The sequence below is a fragment of the Methanoculleus frigidifontis genome, from assembly GCF_030464345.1.
Taxonomy (GTDB): domain Archaea; phylum Halobacteriota; class Methanomicrobia; order Methanomicrobiales; family Methanoculleaceae; genus Methanoculleus_A; species Methanoculleus_A frigidifontis.
Map to the genome: position 1 here is coordinate 333,937 of NZ_VCYH01000001.1, position 16,584 is coordinate 350,520.

General features: G+C 60.0%; 13 protein-coding genes. 9 read left to right on the plus strand and 4 right to left on the minus strand.

Annotated features, from left to right (window positions below):
- Nucleotides 1–55: 55 nt before the first annotated feature.
- The 6 genes from FGU65_RS01665 to FGU65_RS01690 all read left to right on the plus strand — a co-directional run bounded on the left by FGU65_RS01665 (nucleotide 56) and on the right by FGU65_RS01690 (nucleotide 5,231).
- The gene (locus FGU65_RS01665) at nucleotides 56–508 is read left to right on the plus strand and encodes an integrase (RefSeq protein ID WP_301662659.1); all 453 of its coding nucleotides are present in this window, start codon (nucleotides 56–58) and stop codon (nucleotides 506–508) included.
- 349 nt (nucleotides 509–857) lie between these two features.
- Nucleotides 858–1,469 carry a hypothetical protein gene (locus FGU65_RS01670; protein ID WP_301662660.1) on the plus strand — a complete coding sequence of 204 codons (612 nt, stop codon included), beginning with the start codon at nucleotides 858–860 and terminating at the stop codon, nucleotides 1,467–1,469.
- A 1,062-nt stretch (nucleotides 1,470–2,531) separates the two neighbouring features.
- Nucleotides 2,532–3,077 carry a nucleotidyltransferase domain-containing protein gene (locus tag FGU65_RS01675; protein ID WP_301662661.1) on the plus strand — a complete coding sequence of 182 codons (546 nt, stop codon included), beginning with the start codon at nucleotides 2,532–2,534 and terminating at the stop codon, nucleotides 3,075–3,077.
- The gene (locus tag FGU65_RS01680) at nucleotides 3,074–3,493 is read left to right on the plus strand and encodes a HEPN domain-containing protein (protein WP_301662662.1); all 420 of its coding nucleotides are present in this window, start codon (nucleotides 3,074–3,076) and stop codon (nucleotides 3,491–3,493) included. Before FGU65_RS01675 ends, FGU65_RS01680 begins: the two co-directional genes overlap by 4 nt.
- 182 nt (nucleotides 3,494–3,675) lie before the next feature.
- Nucleotides 3,676–4,722 (plus strand): XRE family transcriptional regulator, encoded by a 1,047-nt coding sequence (locus FGU65_RS01685; RefSeq protein WP_301662663.1) that lies wholly within the window; start codon nucleotides 3,676–3,678, stop codon nucleotides 4,720–4,722.
- Nucleotides 4,723–4,727: 5 nt separating this feature from the next.
- Nucleotides 4,728–5,231: a PIN domain-containing protein gene (locus tag FGU65_RS01690; protein ID WP_301662664.1), complete on the plus strand. Its 504-nt coding sequence runs from the start codon at nucleotides 4,728–4,730 to the stop codon at nucleotides 5,229–5,231.
- A gap of 532 nt (nucleotides 5,232–5,763) precedes the next feature.
- On the opposite strand, the gene FGU65_RS01695 is transcribed toward FGU65_RS01690, so the two are convergent.
- A complete protein-coding gene (locus tag FGU65_RS01695) occupies nucleotides 5,764–5,943 on the minus strand; it encodes a hypothetical protein (protein ID WP_301662665.1) in 180 nt (59 codons plus the stop codon).
- Nucleotides 5,944–6,285: 342 nt separating this feature from the next.
- Between FGU65_RS01695 and FGU65_RS01700 the strand changes: the two genes are divergently transcribed.
- Nucleotides 6,286–6,687, plus strand: a complete 402-nt coding sequence (locus FGU65_RS01700) for a type II toxin-antitoxin system death-on-curing family toxin (protein ID WP_301662666.1) — start codon at nucleotides 6,286–6,288, stop codon at nucleotides 6,685–6,687.
- Here the strand turns inward: FGU65_RS01700 and FGU65_RS01705 are convergent, their stop codons facing one another.
- Nucleotides 6,688–6,852, minus strand: a complete 165-nt coding sequence (locus FGU65_RS01705; protein ID WP_301662667.1) for a hypothetical protein — start codon at nucleotides 6,850–6,852, stop codon at nucleotides 6,688–6,690. It abuts the gene before it with no gap.
- Nucleotides 6,853–7,377: 525 nt separating this feature from the next.
- Between FGU65_RS01705 and FGU65_RS01710 the strand changes: the two genes are divergently transcribed.
- Both FGU65_RS01710 and FGU65_RS01715 read left to right on the plus strand, forming a co-directional pair.
- Nucleotides 7,378–8,409, plus strand: a complete 1,032-nt coding sequence (locus FGU65_RS01710; RefSeq protein WP_301662668.1) for a hypothetical protein — start codon at nucleotides 7,378–7,380, stop codon at nucleotides 8,407–8,409.
- Between the two features lie 112 nt (nucleotides 8,410–8,521).
- Entirely contained in the window at nucleotides 8,522–10,339 is a 1,818-nt protein-coding gene (locus tag FGU65_RS01715; protein WP_301662669.1) for a PAS domain S-box protein, read from the plus strand.
- A 17-nt stretch (nucleotides 10,340–10,356) separates the two neighbouring features.
- Here the strand turns inward: FGU65_RS01715 and FGU65_RS01720 are convergent, their stop codons facing one another.
- Both FGU65_RS01720 and FGU65_RS01725 read right to left on the minus strand, forming a co-directional pair.
- Entirely contained in the window at nucleotides 10,357–12,063 is a 1,707-nt protein-coding gene (locus FGU65_RS01720; RefSeq protein WP_301662670.1) for a solute carrier family 23 protein, read from the minus strand.
- Nucleotides 12,064–12,626: 563 nt separating this feature from the next.
- Entirely contained in the window at nucleotides 12,627–16,562 is a 3,936-nt protein-coding gene (locus FGU65_RS01725; protein ID WP_301662671.1) for a glycosyl hydrolase, read from the minus strand.
- Nucleotides 16,563–16,584: the final 22 nt, after the last annotated feature.

The window sequence follows — 16,584 nt, forward strand, 5'->3', positions numbered from 1 at the left end:
TTACAGTATCCTAACTGATTTTACATCACTCACTCTTGGGAATCCATCTTATTCTGTGCATCTCCTAGGAATCTATTCACTATCTGTCAACGAGTTCCACCCGCACGCGATCCGTCACGCCCGGCTTACCAGCTTGACCCGGAGCAATGGTAAGAAAAGGGAACTCTCAGAGAAGGAGCTCCGGCTCGTGGCCGGCTGGGAGAGGAACAGCGCGATGCCGGAGGTCTACGTCCACCTCTCGGGTGCGGATGTCGAGCGGAAGCTCCTGGAGAACGCCGGGTTCATCGACGACAGCCCTGACCCCGCAGATGCCGCTCTCGAGCCCCGGCAGTGCCCGCGATGCAAGAACCTGAACGCCCACGATGCCCTCTACTGCGCGGCGTGTTCGATGGCTCTGGACGAAAGAGCGGCGATGAAGGTGGATGAGTCGACGGAGGAGGCGAAAAAGAGTGAAGAGTATCTGCAGATGCTCACGCAGATCAGGAAGGATCTTGGGTTGGTGCGGTAACCTAGATTCTCCTTTTTCTCATGCTAGGGTGACCCTTACCAGAAGCATATGGCATACGATCATCCTTACGGATTTGGTACCCTTGTTTGGGGAAAGAGAGGGTAATCGGACATAATTTCATGAGATGGTTGCCGCTCTGAATCCAGATTTCTACACTCGCTATTCTGCCAAAAATCAGTTCAAGATAGGCAGAAGTTGAGGTTTCCGCTCCTCACTCACGTAGTCACACGACCCAGTTAAGCGCTGAGGGTGAGGCGAGACCTGAACAGGGGTTGCGAAACCTTTAGGTTGTATACTTTCGTATATACTGGCGTTTACTACAAGTATATATTTGAAGTAGGTGACACGTATGGATGGCAAGATCTTCGCGACCTGGTTTATTGAATTGTATCCTGATCTGATGAGCCTACGAGCACACGATGGTAGGAGTCTCCCAAAGAGGCGCCCGGGCTTAATCAACCGCACAGAAGTGCGGGGTTTTTTGACTGAAGATCGTTGTGGTCTTGTCATTGCTCCACATAATGACCCTGTCACAGGATATTATGTGACAGATGTTGGAGGCTTGTTAGGAGTGGCCTCGCTCGATGAAAAGTCGGCAGACGAGGTTTATGAGGGATATGGAGATTACATGGCTCTTCTCTACATTAGCTCCGAGTCAAGTGACCCTGAAATTGTCGGAGTGTTCCATCCCCGCAGCTGGAAAGAAGAGTATCCGAGCACATCTACAACCCCTGCAAGCTTCAGGTTGCCCGCACCGCTCTTTGAAGAGTACAAGGAGGTATGCAATTTCTATAATGAATCACAGACTGCTGCAGTTGTCCAAACTATGTGGAACAAGGTAGTCGAACGGCGATTCGATCATCTTTCATGTGTCCGAGATGTCGTGCTTGGGAACGGCGAAAAACGGGAACTGGATCCCACCGTCCAATATCTACGCACTGATGCAGAAGGTGAACGCTGATGTTTCAGGATCTTAGTGAAAGAGTGGAGACTGAAGTCTCCCTTTGCAATTTAACTCAACATTACATTCGCCTCTATCGTCCAGACGGTACAGCACTGGAACTGCCTCCAAGCGGGAAAGTGGCGAGAGTGGCTTTTGCCCCGGAGATCCTCGGGGAGATTGAGGGAGTTCCGGTTCTGCACACAACTTATGGACAAGTGCTCAACCTTCCAGCTCCAAAGGAAGGGGTCATGTATATCACATCATGGCCGGTAGCAGAAGTAACTAAAAGAGCGGATGTTGTATCTCCGGACACATCTCCACGATCTGCTGTTCGCGACGAGCAAGGAAGACTCTTAGGAGTGAAAGCCTTGCGATCATATGCCCCTGTGGACAACGCCCAGCCACTGCGCATGGCCTTATTCCATGAGCCGAAAAGCGCGTGCGTGCAATGCTAGTGCTCTTTGTCACCTTAAATTCACAAATCCCGCTACCCTTCGCAATCTCGCTGATCTTCGCCTCTTCTCGTCTGTGGTCTTTGGCGTTCCATTTCACGGCACCAGAATCTTCAAAATAAAATGACAAGATCCACTAGTGACTTCAACAAAATATTCACATGTTTTCTCTTCGGTAAGCACGCCCAAGCCATTGTGCTAGATCCTGACTTGTTGGGTGGGCTGCGCCGCAATTACTCACTTTCACTAAACGCTGTTCTTGCTTATAACTCCCCTCGTCCATCTCTTTTGTATGCGGGGGACCTGCACAGGGCTGAAAGACCAAAACCAGGATGTTCCACTTCTTTCAGTATCATCCATCATGATCAACCAGACCGGAACTGGTGATGTCGGGGATCCCCTGAATAGCTGCGGAACTTCGGTGATTTTCCGAAAATTCGCAGTATGAACTGTGAGGTGAAAACAGAGCACGACCGCATCCTGTGTCCTCGTGTCGGCAGTAAAATCGTCATAGGCATAGGTCATCTTGGATGAAATCCTTCAAGATGCGGTCGATGGTCTTGGAAATCCTACCTTTGGCTCCACCCCACAACCGTTTAATACACTGAACGATCATTCAATATATTATATGATCGAGGAGTTCAGGAAGTTCGTCGGGTTCCGGGTCCTCGCCTGGTTTCTCACCCACCCTGCGGGTGAGATCCACGTCAACCAGCTCGCCCGGGAGGCCGGGGTCAGTCCGGGAAGCGTCACGTCGTATGCCGATACCTTCGAGCGTGACGGGCTGCTCACCGTCACCCACCTCGGCACAGCACGGCTCCTCTCCCTCAACAATGACTCCTTTGTCGCCCGGGAGTTGAAGCGAGCTTGCATGGTTCTGCTCCTCGCGGAGGCCGGAATCGAGGATGTCGCGCCTGAAAGCATCGCGGTTGCTATCTACGGGAGCACGTCGGCGGGAACCTTCGATGAGCGGAGCGACATCGATATCCTGGTCATCGGCGATCCGGGCCAGGTCGACCAGAGCCGGGTGCAGATACTGGAGCAGGAGACCGGCCGCGAGGTGCAGGTGACGGCCGTCCCCTACTACCGGTGGGAGCAGATGAAAGAGACGGGCGATCCGTTCGTCGCCAGCGTTCTGAAAAATCACGTGCTCGTCCGGGGAGCTCCGTTATGAGGTGGAAGGAGTGCGTCGACAGAGGGCTTATCCGCTCTGCTCCCGGGGCGGAGGAGCGGGTCCCCGGGTCGCTCGATTCTGCGGCACGGTTCCTGCGGGCAGCGGAGAAGAACGTGGCCATCGAAGAGTATGAGATGGCTCACCTCGCCGCGTACAACAGTGCATTCCATAGCGTCCGGGCATTTCTGTATGCCGCAGGCTACGTCGAACGGAGTCATGCCTGCCTTGTTACCGCTGTGCGGCATATTGCAGGCGATGACCCCGACGTTGCGGATCTGCTGAGCGCCTTCGACAAACTGCGGATTGCGAGACACAACGTCCAGTACAGCGGCTCGCTTGTCTGCGAAGAGGAGGCAGCGTTCTGCATCCGGCTGGCCGGCCGCGCTCTCGGCCTCGCCCGACGGCGGTTTGGGTAAGACCTCGGCCGGCCGGCCGGGAGAACCCAGGCGATGAGAACCGATATCGCTCGCTCCGGCCTCTCCGCCCCGTGCGACCGAGCCGAAGATGCCGATCCGGCTAGCGTGAAACGTGATCATGTGCGTCCGGCACCCTGCAGTTTACATGCCAGCAAAAAGTATATGTTTTGTAAACCAAGGGTGTGGTAGAGGCGAGAGAGATGAGTGTCGGAGAGCGGATCAAATCCGCCCGGATCGGTGCAGGACTCAGTCAGCGGGCACTGGCCGACCGCATGGGGATGAGCGCGATGGCGATCGCGAAGTATGAAAAAGGGACGATCGTCCCGAAGTCCGGCGTGCTCATCCGGCTCGCCGAGGCGCTCGGTGTGCAGGTAGACTACTTCTTCCGCTCCACGTCGGTCGCCCTGTCGCTCCCCCAGTATCGCTGCCGGAAGGAACTCAAGAAGAAGGAGGAGAGCAGGATCCACCGGCAGGTGCAGGACTGGCTCGAGCGTTACCTCGAGATCGAGCTGATCGTCGGCGAAGAAAAACCGCTCGATCTCCCGCCGCCGGAGCGCTGCCGGGTGGCAAGCCTCGACGATATCGAAACCGTGGCGCAGATGGTGCGGGAAGAGTGGAATCTTGGGCTCGACCCGATCGAGAACGTCATGGACGTGCTCGAGCAGCACGGGGTCAAGGTCGGTGTCATCGAGGCGACGGACGCACTCGACGCCCTGACACTCTACTACAACGACACAACCCCCGTCATCGCGGTGAACAACGATATGCCCGGAGACCGTCAGCGGTTCAACCTCGCCCACGAGCTCGGCCACCTCATGCTCCGGATCGAAGGCGATATCGACGAAGAAAAGGCCGCCAACCGGTTCGCCGGCGCTTTCCTCGTGCCGAAGGAGATGGCGGTGCGCGAGCTTGGGGAGAAGCGCCGCACCATCACCCCGCAGGAGTTCTACCTCCTCAAGCACAAGTATGGGATGAGCATGAGCGCCTGGCTCCACCGGGCGGCGGATCTTGGTATTGTCACGAAACCCACCGCCGATCGTCTCTGGCGGTACTTCAATGCACGGGGATGGCGCCGGGAAGAACCGTTCGATCAGGTGCAGCCGGAACGGCCGACACATATGGAGATGCTCATCCTCCGGGCGCTCGGTGAAGAGGCGATTGATGAAGCACGAGCCCGGGAGCTCTTTGGGGGAGAGCTGCCCGCCGGGGCGGCGAGGAGCGCCGGCTAGGGGGCATGCGAGTGACAGGGCCCGGCATTGAGCGTTCCATCGACGCAAACTACATCTTCGACCTTGAGACTGCAGGCATTCTGCACTATCCTCTCCACCTCGGCTATTCTTTCCGGGTCACCGACCTCATCGCCCACGAGATTAAGACCATCCCGCACACCCGCTTGCGGCTATCCGGTGTACAGATCGTCGAACTGGAACCGGAGCAGGTTCTGGCGCTCTACGACCTTCGCCAGCTGCATATCAGGCTCTCGTACATGGATCTCTCGGCATTCGTCCTGGCGCGGGACAGCGGAGCGGTGTTGATCACCGGCGACGGACTTTTGCGTTCCCTGGCAAAAGCGCATGGTGTCGAATGCCACGGCACGCTCTGGATACTCGATGCGCTCGTCGATGCCGGTATTCTGAATCCACGTGATACAGCAGACGCTCTGAGAACGATGCGCAGGAACAACCGGTGGCTGCCGAAACAGGAGTGCGATCGGCGGTTGAAGATCTGGGATCCGTGAACATCTCACGACCGCGTCGGTGGCATGGCCGCGATCCGGCTCTTCATCCGCTCTGCCGGACTGTCCGGCGGGAGCGGATCGCCGTGCCGCAACGGGAAGGGCAGCGAACGGTTGCAGCATTGCAGCTGGTTTGCAGCAGATTTCAAGCACCTGCTGCAAAGATGGGAATGGCCGAGTCGGGGAGAAGAAGGAAATTGAGCTGTAGAATACAGAGATCATATACGTACATGTACAAATGTACAGCAGAATGCAGGAGCACACAGTATGGCGGTGTGTGTATCCGGTGATGCCGGCCGTGCCTGTGATCCGGCGATTGCTGCATCTCAGCCGCTTCGGGAGCCCGTAGCGCGGCTGATGGTCAAACCGGACGGTTCTCTCTCTCGGAATAGTTGCAGCAGATGCTGCAACTCTGCTGCAACCGTGCTGCACTACTGTACAGACAGCGGGAAAGAGCTCTCGAAGCGGCATCACATCCGGCCGTATCTGCGGTGCGCTTTTTCGATCGGCAGAATGTGAACCCGGAACGCCACGGCTATACCTCCCCGAACCGGTTACGGGTCAGTACCGCTTCGGTATCGCGTTCGAGCTGCTGCTTCTTTGCCCGTTCTACCAGGTCTGCAAGGAATTCGTCGAATGTTCTCTCCGGACCTTTGAGTTCCGCGATCTCGTTGTACGTCTCCTGCGATACGGGTATGAACTCCGGAACAGTCATTGACGTGTGATCTCTGCCTGGTCGGAGATATGGTTTCTTCTCCCGCCGGAACTTCGGGGAACCTCCTTGAGAAAGAGCGGACTTGCTATCCATGTGCGCATTTGTCGTGATGTGCAGCGTGTGGCGGTAAAGAGAGGGATCGGCAAGGCTTTTCAAACGAGAGACGCAAACACTCATCATCGGTTCGTTCCGGTTTTGGATGCCGGAGATTCATGGTTTCAGAGCAGCAGGCGTGAGGAGGGAAGACGAACCATTGATGACGAAGACAATCTCGTTGTGGAGAGGATCGATTGACCTCCCGCATCGCGGACCATGATCCTATCTGACGAGCAGATCGGTCGCTTGAGCCCTTTCGCACGCCACGTCATCCATATACAGGAAGAAATTATTTCAAAAAGCAACCTGGAAGAGGATCGGGGTTCTGCCAGGAATGTTCGTGATCCCGGCGTCTTCGGTTCGATAGATTTCTTCCTTGAGTATGAAGCGCGGTTTGAAACATTCGGTGATGCAGTCTACCGCGCCGCGTGGATACTCCATGCACTCGCTACCCGGCATCCTTTCCAGAACGGCAACAAACGAACTGCTTTTACCGTTGCCGATACCCTTCTTCGGGTCGAGTGCGGTTGTAAGATCGGATCGCTGCAGCGGGAGAAGGCCGCCTTCATAATTGCTGTTGCCTCGTATCTGCACGACGTTGCGGATGTGGAATCGTGGATCCGGGAAAATCTTGAAGAAACAGAATAGTTACTGTTTTGCCATTATTTCGAGAGCAAGCCTGTTCTCCGCTATAGAGTCGGCAATTGCCTTCTTCTCGTCCGGAGTAAGTTCTTCGCCCAGAAGCGCCCTCTTTCGGTTCTGCATGGATGGGACCGAAGATGGGTATTTTTCGACTTTATCACAGGGAACCAACAGTGCATCTCCCCTTTTCCTGCTTCGACCTTTATTTTATGCTGTACCAGCGATGAGATGAAGCATACATACAGCGATGTTCTGCACATCAGAAGTATCGTCGGTTGTTGTAGACTCTTTTGTCGACGTAGAGTACGTAAGCATGCGATATGAAACTATCGTGAGAATACAACGTTTTTGAGATCCATCCGGTGATCGTTTGAAAAAGCGTGAGATGCGGGCGGATCCCGGCACTGAAATTCCGGGGGCAATATCGCCCGGATTGGCGAAAAAGGGCAGAACTGCAGGCTTATAGCGGCGGCATGCGGCAGGGTAATTCTCGCAGGATGTCTGGTATGGGCGGAGCCGGGATCGATCGAGCGAGATTTTCCCCGGGTCCGAAACGCATCCGGGACGGTGTCACTGCGGGATCACGAAACCCGGAGGCACGCCGCCCCGGCCTCTCGCACGGATCCATTTCAGAAGATTAATCCCGCCGCCGACCGTTCTTTTCGTTTGGAAGAGTGCCGTATGACCGGGGCGGGTATGACCTATCGTCAGGCTGCAGCCTGGCTTGCACTGATTGTAGTCGGGATCTTCTTTCTCTTTGCCATAGCAATGGAATTTCTGGAAACGTCGCTCGTTCTGTTCGCCGTTCTCCTGCTCTACCTGACCTACAGCGGGTACCTCCTGCCGGCGATCGATCGCAGGAGAGAGGATCCCCGGATTCTGGAGGCGCAGCCTGCCGGAACGGAAACCGACAGATCGCGTTCTCTCATGCAGCTCCCTCCAATCCCGCGGGTGCTCGCATTCATCGCGATAACGACCCTCTCTTTTCTCATCCTGCACCTCGGCGTTCTCCTGGTGCACGAGTTCTCGCACAGTCTCCTCGCCTATCTCCTCGGGGTGAAACAGGATCCCTGGAACATCATCTACGGAAACTGGATTGGATCGCACTGGGATGAGAACGTCGACTATGCGGCGCTCTTTGCCGCGGGCGAGGGGCCGACCGCGGCGGCAATCGCATTCGCCGGGCCGTTCGCGAACATAGCGCTCTTCTTCGTGACCGTCGGGCTCATGGCGGCCGGACGCGTAAAGAGCCACCGGTGGGCATACCACTGCGTCTTCTGGACGTGCGTCATCACGTTCGTGATGGTCTTCGAGTACGTCTTCACCCGCTCCTTCCTGCAGCACGACGACTTCGGCAACATCAACCACGGTCTGGGGATCTCGCCGTGGCCGATCTTTCTTGCTGGAACCATCCTCGGGATCTTCGGGCTGTACTACATCCTTGCGTACAAGGCGCCGGAATACTGCGCTATTGTAACCCCCCACGACCGCCCGCTGCAGTACGTGGTCGTCTCGGCCGTCTCCTTCGTCATCTTCCTCTACTATATCGGCCTGCGGATCACGGCGTACCCGGCGGTCCCTGAGTGGTGGTGCGGTACCGTTGGTATCGCGGCACTCTTCGTCGTGCCGTTCATCGCAAGTCCTGCCCGGCGATGGATGCAGACGAGCATGCAGCGATCTGCCCGGGACGGGCGCTCTCCTCCCCATCCCGGACCCTCCCGGGGGTGAGAACTCCGACCGTTCCCGCCACCTTTCGTGCACGCCACCGGTGCAAAATCATTCCGGCGATTATTATAAAATAGTGTCAATACAAAGAACGTACCTAAGGGAGCGTTCTGCCATGGCACCACTGACGGAAAACGTCCGGATACTCATCATCGGAGTCCTGCTCGGAGTATCGGCCTTCCTGACCTATTACTTCCATGTAGTCCTGTCGTTAGGCGTTGTCTTCTCCCACTTCTTCTACATCCCCATCATCCTCGCCGCGGTCTGGTGGGGGAGAAAGGGCATCATCGTGGCTCTGTTCCTCGGCGGGCTGGTCGTCGCAAGCCACGTACTTCTCCGGACCGATCCCGGGACGTTCAACGACTACGGGCGTGCAGTGATGCTTGTCGTGGTCGCATTCGTCATCGCCTGGCTCTCCGAGCGGCTGAAGCGGCAGCAGAAGGATACCGAGAAGGAGCGTGACCGGGCACAGGGCTACCTGGATGTGGCTGCCGTCCTGCTCGTCGTCATCAACGCGGATCAGACCATCGGCCTGGTCAACCGCCGCGGCTGCGAGCTCCTGGGGTACCGGGAGGACGAACTCATCGGGAAGGACTGGTTCGACGTCGCCGTCCCCGAAAGGCACCGTGAGAAAGCCAGACAGGCGTTTGCACAGTTGATAGCCGGAAAAGGCGCGGTGCCCGATACGGACGAGTACGTTATCGTGACGCGGAGCGGGGATGAGCGCACGCTCCTCTGGAAGAGGGCTGTTCTGCGAGACGGCGATGGCCGCATTGTCGGGACCCTCGGATCGGGGAAGGATATCACCGACCGGATTCAGGCGGAGGAGGCGCTCCGGAACAGCGAGACCCAGCTCCGGACGATCATCGAGAACCTGAACGAAGGGCTGGTCGTTGCCGACCTCAACGCCAATCTGCTCCACTGGAACCATGCTGCCCAGGAGATGTACGATCTTCCGGGTCTTGGCAGAGCTCTGCAGAATCAGAACGATTTCGCCATGATCTTCGAGCTCTCGACCACGGACGGCACCGTCCTCCCGGTGGAGGAATGGCCGCTCTCCCGCATCCTGCGGGGGGAGCAGGTTCGGGATATGGAGGTGCTGACCCGGCGGATCGGAACCGACTGGGAGCGGATATTCAACTACGACGGCACCCTCGTCCGCGACGCCACCGGCGACCCGTTCATGGCGGTGGTCACGTTCACCGATATCACCGAGCGCAAACAGACGGAGGCAGCTATTCTGGCGGCTAACGAGGAGGCAAACCTGTACCTGGACATCATGGTGCACGACATCAACAACGCAAATTCCGTGGCGCTCGGCTACAGCGACCTTCTCAGCGGAGAACTGAAAGGACCAAGCCGGACGATGGCGCAGAAGATCCGGTCGGCGGTTCAGCGGAGCATCCAGATTATCCAGAACGTCTCCACGATCCGGCGTCTCCGCACACCGAGCCGCGCACTCAGGCCCGTCGATCTTGATGCGGTGATCCGGTTTGAGATCTCCCAGCACCCGGAGACGACCATCCGGTATTGTGGAACACCGGTCACGGTCAGGGCAGACGACCTCCTCCCCGAGATCTTCACAAACCTCATCGGCAACAGCATCAAGTTCGGTGAACCCGCTGTCGAGATCATCATCCGCGTCGAGGAGCAGGGCGGTACCGTGCTGGTTTCGATCGAGGATACGGGCCCCGGGATCCCCGATGCGGTGAAGCCCACCCTGTTTTCCCGGTTCCAGAAGGGCAAGAGCAAGCAGAGCGGCAAGGGTCTCGGTCTCTACATCGTCCGGATGCTCGTCGAGCGCTACGGGGGCAGCATCCGGGTGGAGGACCGGGTCCCCGGAAAACCGGAGGAAGGGGCTGCGTTCCGGTTCACGCTGCAGAAGGCGCCGGCAGGTGATCGGCGGCGGGATGCCGCTGAGATTGCGCACTAGGTGGAAGGACGCGTCTCTCAGTGCTCGAAGTGCAGCCGTACCCGGCACTCTCCGCCACGCTCGTCCGTCCGCACCCCATCGGCGTACTGCCGGATCAGGAGGGCAGGAAGGCGGGAGACGTCGCCGCCGTCGGCGAGCAGGTCGACCGGCAGCCTCCCGGGCTCAAGATCGAGCGGCCGGCCCTCGTACCGCGCATCGATGTCGAGCGCCTCCTCGGTAAACTTCACGTCCACCTGCACCTGGCCGTCCGCGGCACCGGTGATGGTGACGAGCTCCATCAGTTCGTTCACCGCGGATTCCGCCTTGTGGATAATCTCGGGGCGGGCACCCCAGGCGCCGCCGAAACGCTCGAAGAAGGTGAAGATTGCGTCGGGGAACGATGTCCCGGGTTCGAGGCTCAGTGACTGCCGCTCTGCGATCCCGATCCGGAAGACGAGGTTGGCGACGAGCACCGTCACGGTCGCGACCGAGAGAGCGGAGGCGAAGACGGGCTGGACGAGTGGGTGCATCCCCTCGGAAAAGCCCGGGATCATCCCTGCGGCGAGGCCGAAGGTGAACGAGAGCCCGATGACGAAGGTTCTGCGGGCGTCCAGCATCCTCGATGTGATGATCCGAAGCCCCGTCACGATGATGAAGGTGATGGCGTAAATGACGACCGATCCCATCACCGGCGCCGGCATGATGACGAACGCTGCCGCGAGTTTCGGGACGAAGACGAGGACGAGGAGGATCGCCGCGACGACGTAGGCAATTGCCCTGCTTGTTGCTCCGGTGCCGATGGAGAGCCCGACGTTGCTTGAGGAGGTCACCTGCCCCATACCGCCGAAGAGCCCCGCGACGACTGCGGAGAGGCCGTCGGCAAGGATGCCGCCGCTGATGTTCGTCATATCGGGCCGCTTCCAGTCGGTGTCGTTGACCTTCTGGCAGGTCGTCAGGTCGCCGATGGCCTTGAAGGTGGTAGAGAGAACGACGATGATGAACGGAATGAGGAGCGCCGCATCAAGCGACCACCCGGGGTGGCGGATTGTCGGGAACGCAAAGAGCGGCGCCTCGATGAACTGGGCGATCGCATCTGCCCCGAGAACGCCGGTCAGCGCGGCGGCGATGTAGCCGACCACCATCCCGACGAGCACCGAGTAGAGCCGGAGCCCGCCCCTGCCCCAGACGCTGGCGGCGATCATGGTGCCGAGGGTGGCCGCGGCGACGAGGAGCTCCGCAGGCTCGCTGACGGGATCGCCGGAGCCGGTGCCGATGAAGTTCTGGATGGCGATCGGGATGATCGCGATTCCCATCATGGTGACGACCACCCCGGTGACCTCGGTGGGGAAGAGAAACCGGAGGCGGTGCAGGAATCGCGAGAAGAAGGCTTCGACAGCCCCTGCGGCTGCCGTCATGCCGAAGAGCAGGGAGAGGCCGCCGGTCTGCACCGCGAGGAGCGATGCAGCGAAGTATGACGGCCCGCAGGCCGCCGGGCAGAGGTAGCCCGATCCGATCCCGCGCCGGTTCATCACCTGCAGCACCGTTCCGATGCAGCCCGCCAGCATCGACATGGTGACGATGAACGTCGTATCTTCGGCGCTGCCCCCGACCGCCCGGAGAATGACGACCGGGAAGACGAGTGCGCTCGTGACGATGAAGATATGCTGGAGGCCGAGGAGAATGAGGGGGACGGTCGGCGGAGTCTCGTCGACGCCGTAGATCAGGTCGGGCGGTTTTGTCGGCATGGCTCCTCCTGGCTTCTGGATGGGTGGCGGTGGTCCCGAACCGGCATGCTGTCGTTTCAGGTGAACCGATGAGACGTCTCCGTTGCTGAATTATGTATACGCCAAAGGGAAAACGCTTTTGAAAAAGATCGGCTCTCATGAGGGTTTGGAAAGCGGAGAGGGCCGGTCGAAGGGCGGTGGGAGAGACCCTCCCTCTTTGAGGAAGGCTCTCTTTGCAGGAGACGAGGAACGAGGTGCGAGGCAGAAAAAGCGCCCCATCCTGTCGGATTTCTCCCTCAATCCATGCCACAGCCTCCACTGGGGCGATGCATCCGTCGTCGGCCGCCCTGCGTGCGGTCTTTTGTCCATCAGGAGAAACTCCGGGTCGCGCCATTCGTCCGTGATTACAGGGCTTCCCCGTGCTGCTCTCTGTGCCGGCATTGCAGCATCTCTGGCCTGGAACCCGGATACACGAAGTGTCATCCGGGTTCTCTAAAAGCAGAGGGTGGAGCTCGTTCTCCCGCCGCCTTTCTTTTACATCCTGCTCTGCTGCGGGGTGCTGAAAAAAGAATAGGGGATCCGGGTTACGGTTTTTTCGCGGTTTCCCGATACCACAGAGCGGCTCCAGCAGCGGCAATCACGAGTATCGCACCGACGGCCGCGAACATCGGGATCTCGGTGACCGGCTCTGCCGGCAGGGGGGCGGGCGTCGTCTGCGCCGGCGACGGCGTGATGGTCGCCGGTGCGGTGTCGGGTGCAGTGGTTGCGGTCGGCATGCCGAGGGTTGCTCCCTCCTCTATCGCGACCGCGTACCAGGAGAAACCCGGGGAGACGGCGGCGAACGTGTAGTCACCCGTGCCCTCGTCCGCATACGTGGTCGGCAGGGCTTCCCAGGCGGTGCCGTTGTAGCGCAGGAGCACAACGTCGCCGGGGCCGGAGCCCTGCTCTGCAAGCCAGACCTTCGAGACCGTAAACGTGTAGACGACCTGATCGATCGCCGCTGCGTCCGCCCAGTACGGGGTTATCTCCTGGAACTCGTACACCGTCTGTGTGGGGGAAGGAACGGACGAAGGCAGTGAGCCCGACGGCGTGACGGTGACCAGCAGCCGCTGGACGTCGCTCCCGACCGTAACGGTCAGGGAGTTCATCGCCCCGGCGTCGACGGCGATCGTCGCGCTCTGGCCTGCCTGCAGCGAGGATGCCGATCCCGCGCTGCTGCCCGTGCCCGAGCCGCCGCCGCCTCCGGACGAGCCGGCCTGTGGAGCGGTCACGACGATGTGATCGGTCGCCGTCTCGGTGTCGTGCGCCCCGGAAGCATGCCGGACGATCAGCGTCACCGTATAGGTGCCGGGCTCGGTATAGACGTGCACCGGGTGCTGGTGCGCAGAGTCGGCGACGCCGTCCGTGTTCATATCCCACTCCCACCCGACGATCCCGTCTCCGGTGCTCACGTCCGTGAACTGCACGGTGAGCGGCGCCGTCCCCGAACGAGCCGAAGCCAGGAACGCTGCGTCGACCGGTCTCTGGACCGCGTGCTTCAGCGTCCTGTTCCCGGCGTCGGCGTAGCTGATATGCGCATGCCCGTGTTCGTCGATGGCAAGCGACGTCCACTTGCCCACATTGCCAGTGTCCACCGTCGTCGAGTACCAGGCAGCGCCGTCCTTCCAGGCGTACTTCAGGCTCCGGTTCGTCGCATCGTAGTAGCTGATGCCGGGCGCGTGGTCGGACCCGGGCATCGGGTTGAAGGCCAGCGAGCAGTACCTGCCGACATCGCCTGCCGCATCAACGACTTCGGTTGTCCAGGACGAACCGTTGATCGCGTACATCAGGTGTTTCGCGCCCGCATCGTAGTAGGCGATCGTCGGGTGCCCATCTGCGTCGACGCCCATCGACGTCCACGCGACGTTCGCGGTCGCCACGGTCTCGTTCACCCATTTCTCCGGAGCGCCCCAGGTGGGCATCCAGGCGTGTTTGAGGGCCTTTGCAGTGGAATACGACACGTGCGGTTGCTGATCGGAGGTCTGGGCGAGTGAGACGTAGTTTCCGCCGATCCTGGAGGCCGGGGGCTCGACATCGACGACCGGCCAGTCGCCCGCAGTGCCGGGAGGAGCCCAGCTGAACCGGGGTATCTGCAAGGGCACGCTCTGGAAGGCGACGCAGGGGCCGTGGCTGCTGCTCATCACGAGCGAGGGGTATGCCGATCCGACCGGAGTGATCTGTGTATTGGTCCAGTTCTCTCCCTGCCGGGTCGCAGCGTTGAGTGACGTCCCCGCGGCGTTGCCGTAGGCGATGTGCGGGGTGCCGTTGCCGTCGAGCGCGAGCGCGATCCCGCCGTCCGAGCCGAATACCGGCTCGCTCTGCCACGTACCGTTGGTCCACGCATACCTGGCCGTTCTGTTCGTCTGGTCGTAGTAACCGATATGGGCGGACCCGTCTGCGTCCAGGGTGAGAGAGGAGTGCGACCCGACGCCTGCCATCGGGTCAATTGTCGCCGTCACGAACGGGGCGGAGAGCGTTCCCGGCTGTTTCACCGAGATGATCTCCGAAACCGAGCTTGACGCCCCGGCTCTGTTTGCAACCGTCAGGGTCACGTTGTAGACGCCGGGGGCGTCGAAGGTGTACTCAGTGTTCTGGTCGGTGGAGAAGGGTGCCGCCCCGTCTATCGACCACGCCCACCCGGTCAGGGCTCCCGCCGACGTGTCGGTGAACCCTGCCGGAAGCGGTGCATTGCCCTGCGTGACGTTGGCGGTGAACCCTGCCGCAAGCGGCCCGGGCATCCCGGTGGGGTATGTCCTCAGCGTGTGAGCGGGAACGCCCTTCAGCACCGTGCCGTCGCTGAACGCGACGTCCAGGGGAGCATCGGTCGGATTATAGGCCGCGTAGGTCCGCTCGCCGTTCTTCACGAAAGTCATGAAGTAGGGGGTGTTCGTCGCGTAGACCTCGAGCGGGTCGGGAGTGCCGTGGACCTGGAGGTAGCGGATGAACTGGTAGGTCGTGGCTCCCGAGTTCCCGCCGTGCGTCATCATCACGCAGGGTATGATCCCGTACTCGTTCACCGTCCAGTCGGGTGCCACGTCGAAGTAAGCCGCGAGTGCCGCGTCGGGCTCCGCCATCGCGTACCAGCAGGCGAGTTCGCTGTAGTACGCCAGCTGGCCGTACCACTGGTTGGCGGTCTCATTATTCCCGAACCGCTCTTTGCCGTCGGGGTTGATGGGATCGAGGTTGTACTGTTTCAGGTAGGCCTCGTACTGCTGCTGGTAGGTGCGGATGGCCGCAGGGTCCATGGCGTGGTAGAAGGATGCGGGCGTGATCGGTGCGACCGTGATGTAGCTGATATCGGTGGGGTGCGGCCCGAAGAACGTGGACTGCTTGACCTGGGCGTCGTAGACCTGGGCGGTATACTGCGTGCTCACCCAGCGGGGGTCGTATCCCGGCCCCTCGACGGCGTCGAAGAGCCGCTGGTAGGTGCCGAAGTGGTCCCGCCAGTACGCCCAGTTCGCGTAGATCGCGACGGTGTAGTGCTCGATGCCGATCTGCGTCATCTCCGGCTGGTTCGAGGCGGTGCCCCAGAGGATTGCGCCGGCCCAGAAGTTGATCTCTTCGGAGATCGATTCGTCGTTGTTGTCGGTGAGAAAGTCGGGCGAGACAAGTCCGCCGGCGGCGCAGTGCCCGGTGTAGGCGTCCCAGTAGCGCATCTCAGGGAAGGCGTAGGTATTCTGGATCTCCGTTGTATAGGCCACGTCGAAGACGATCTGGTTGATCGCCTCTTTGTACTCGTTCATCCAGGTCTCGTTCTCCATCGCGAGCAGGGCTGCCGCGTTGACGATGTAGCCGTAGGTGTAGTGGTGATCGTTCAGCCGGGTCACGGTGCCGTAGCCGTCGTACGGCTTGACCGGGGTGTCCGACGGGAAGTAGGTGTTGACCGGGCTTGCGGGGTAGATCAGAAGGGTGCCGATCGATGCGTTGTAGAGAGCATAGTACGGGGCCACGCCGGTGCTTGTGTCGGCCTGGGTGTTCGTCGGGTTCTCCCGGAAGAAGAGTCTGATGCCCCCGGACTTCGTCGAGGAGGCAACACTCCCGGCCAGCGTTGCGTTTCCGGCGCCTTCGGCGGCGAGCGCGAACCGGGCATTGCGGCCGAGTATCTTTGCGCCCGTGTAGGTGTCGGTGCCTCTGCCGTCGTCGAAAGCGGTATACGCGGGTTTTTGGTGCTCGTATGCGGTCTTGAAGACGTCGATCCACCGGGTCAGGTTGTCGACGCCTGTCGCATCGTGGGTGTCCAGCGGCGGCATGAAAGGCAGGATTCCCGGGTAGTGGTACCTGCAGGTGAACGAGGGCTGGCGGAGGTACTGTACGCTTCCCTTGACGGTCTCAAAGGCCATGCCGCTGCCCGTGCCGTTCTCGACCCATGCCGGCGTCCCCTCGAGCACCGATCCCAGTCCGAAGAAGTCGCCGTAGTGGATGGGGAGAAGTCCCTGCACCGGCACCGGTTTGCCGAGCCCGAGCGCGTCGACGAACTCCATTGTATAGGTGGCGGTGACGGAC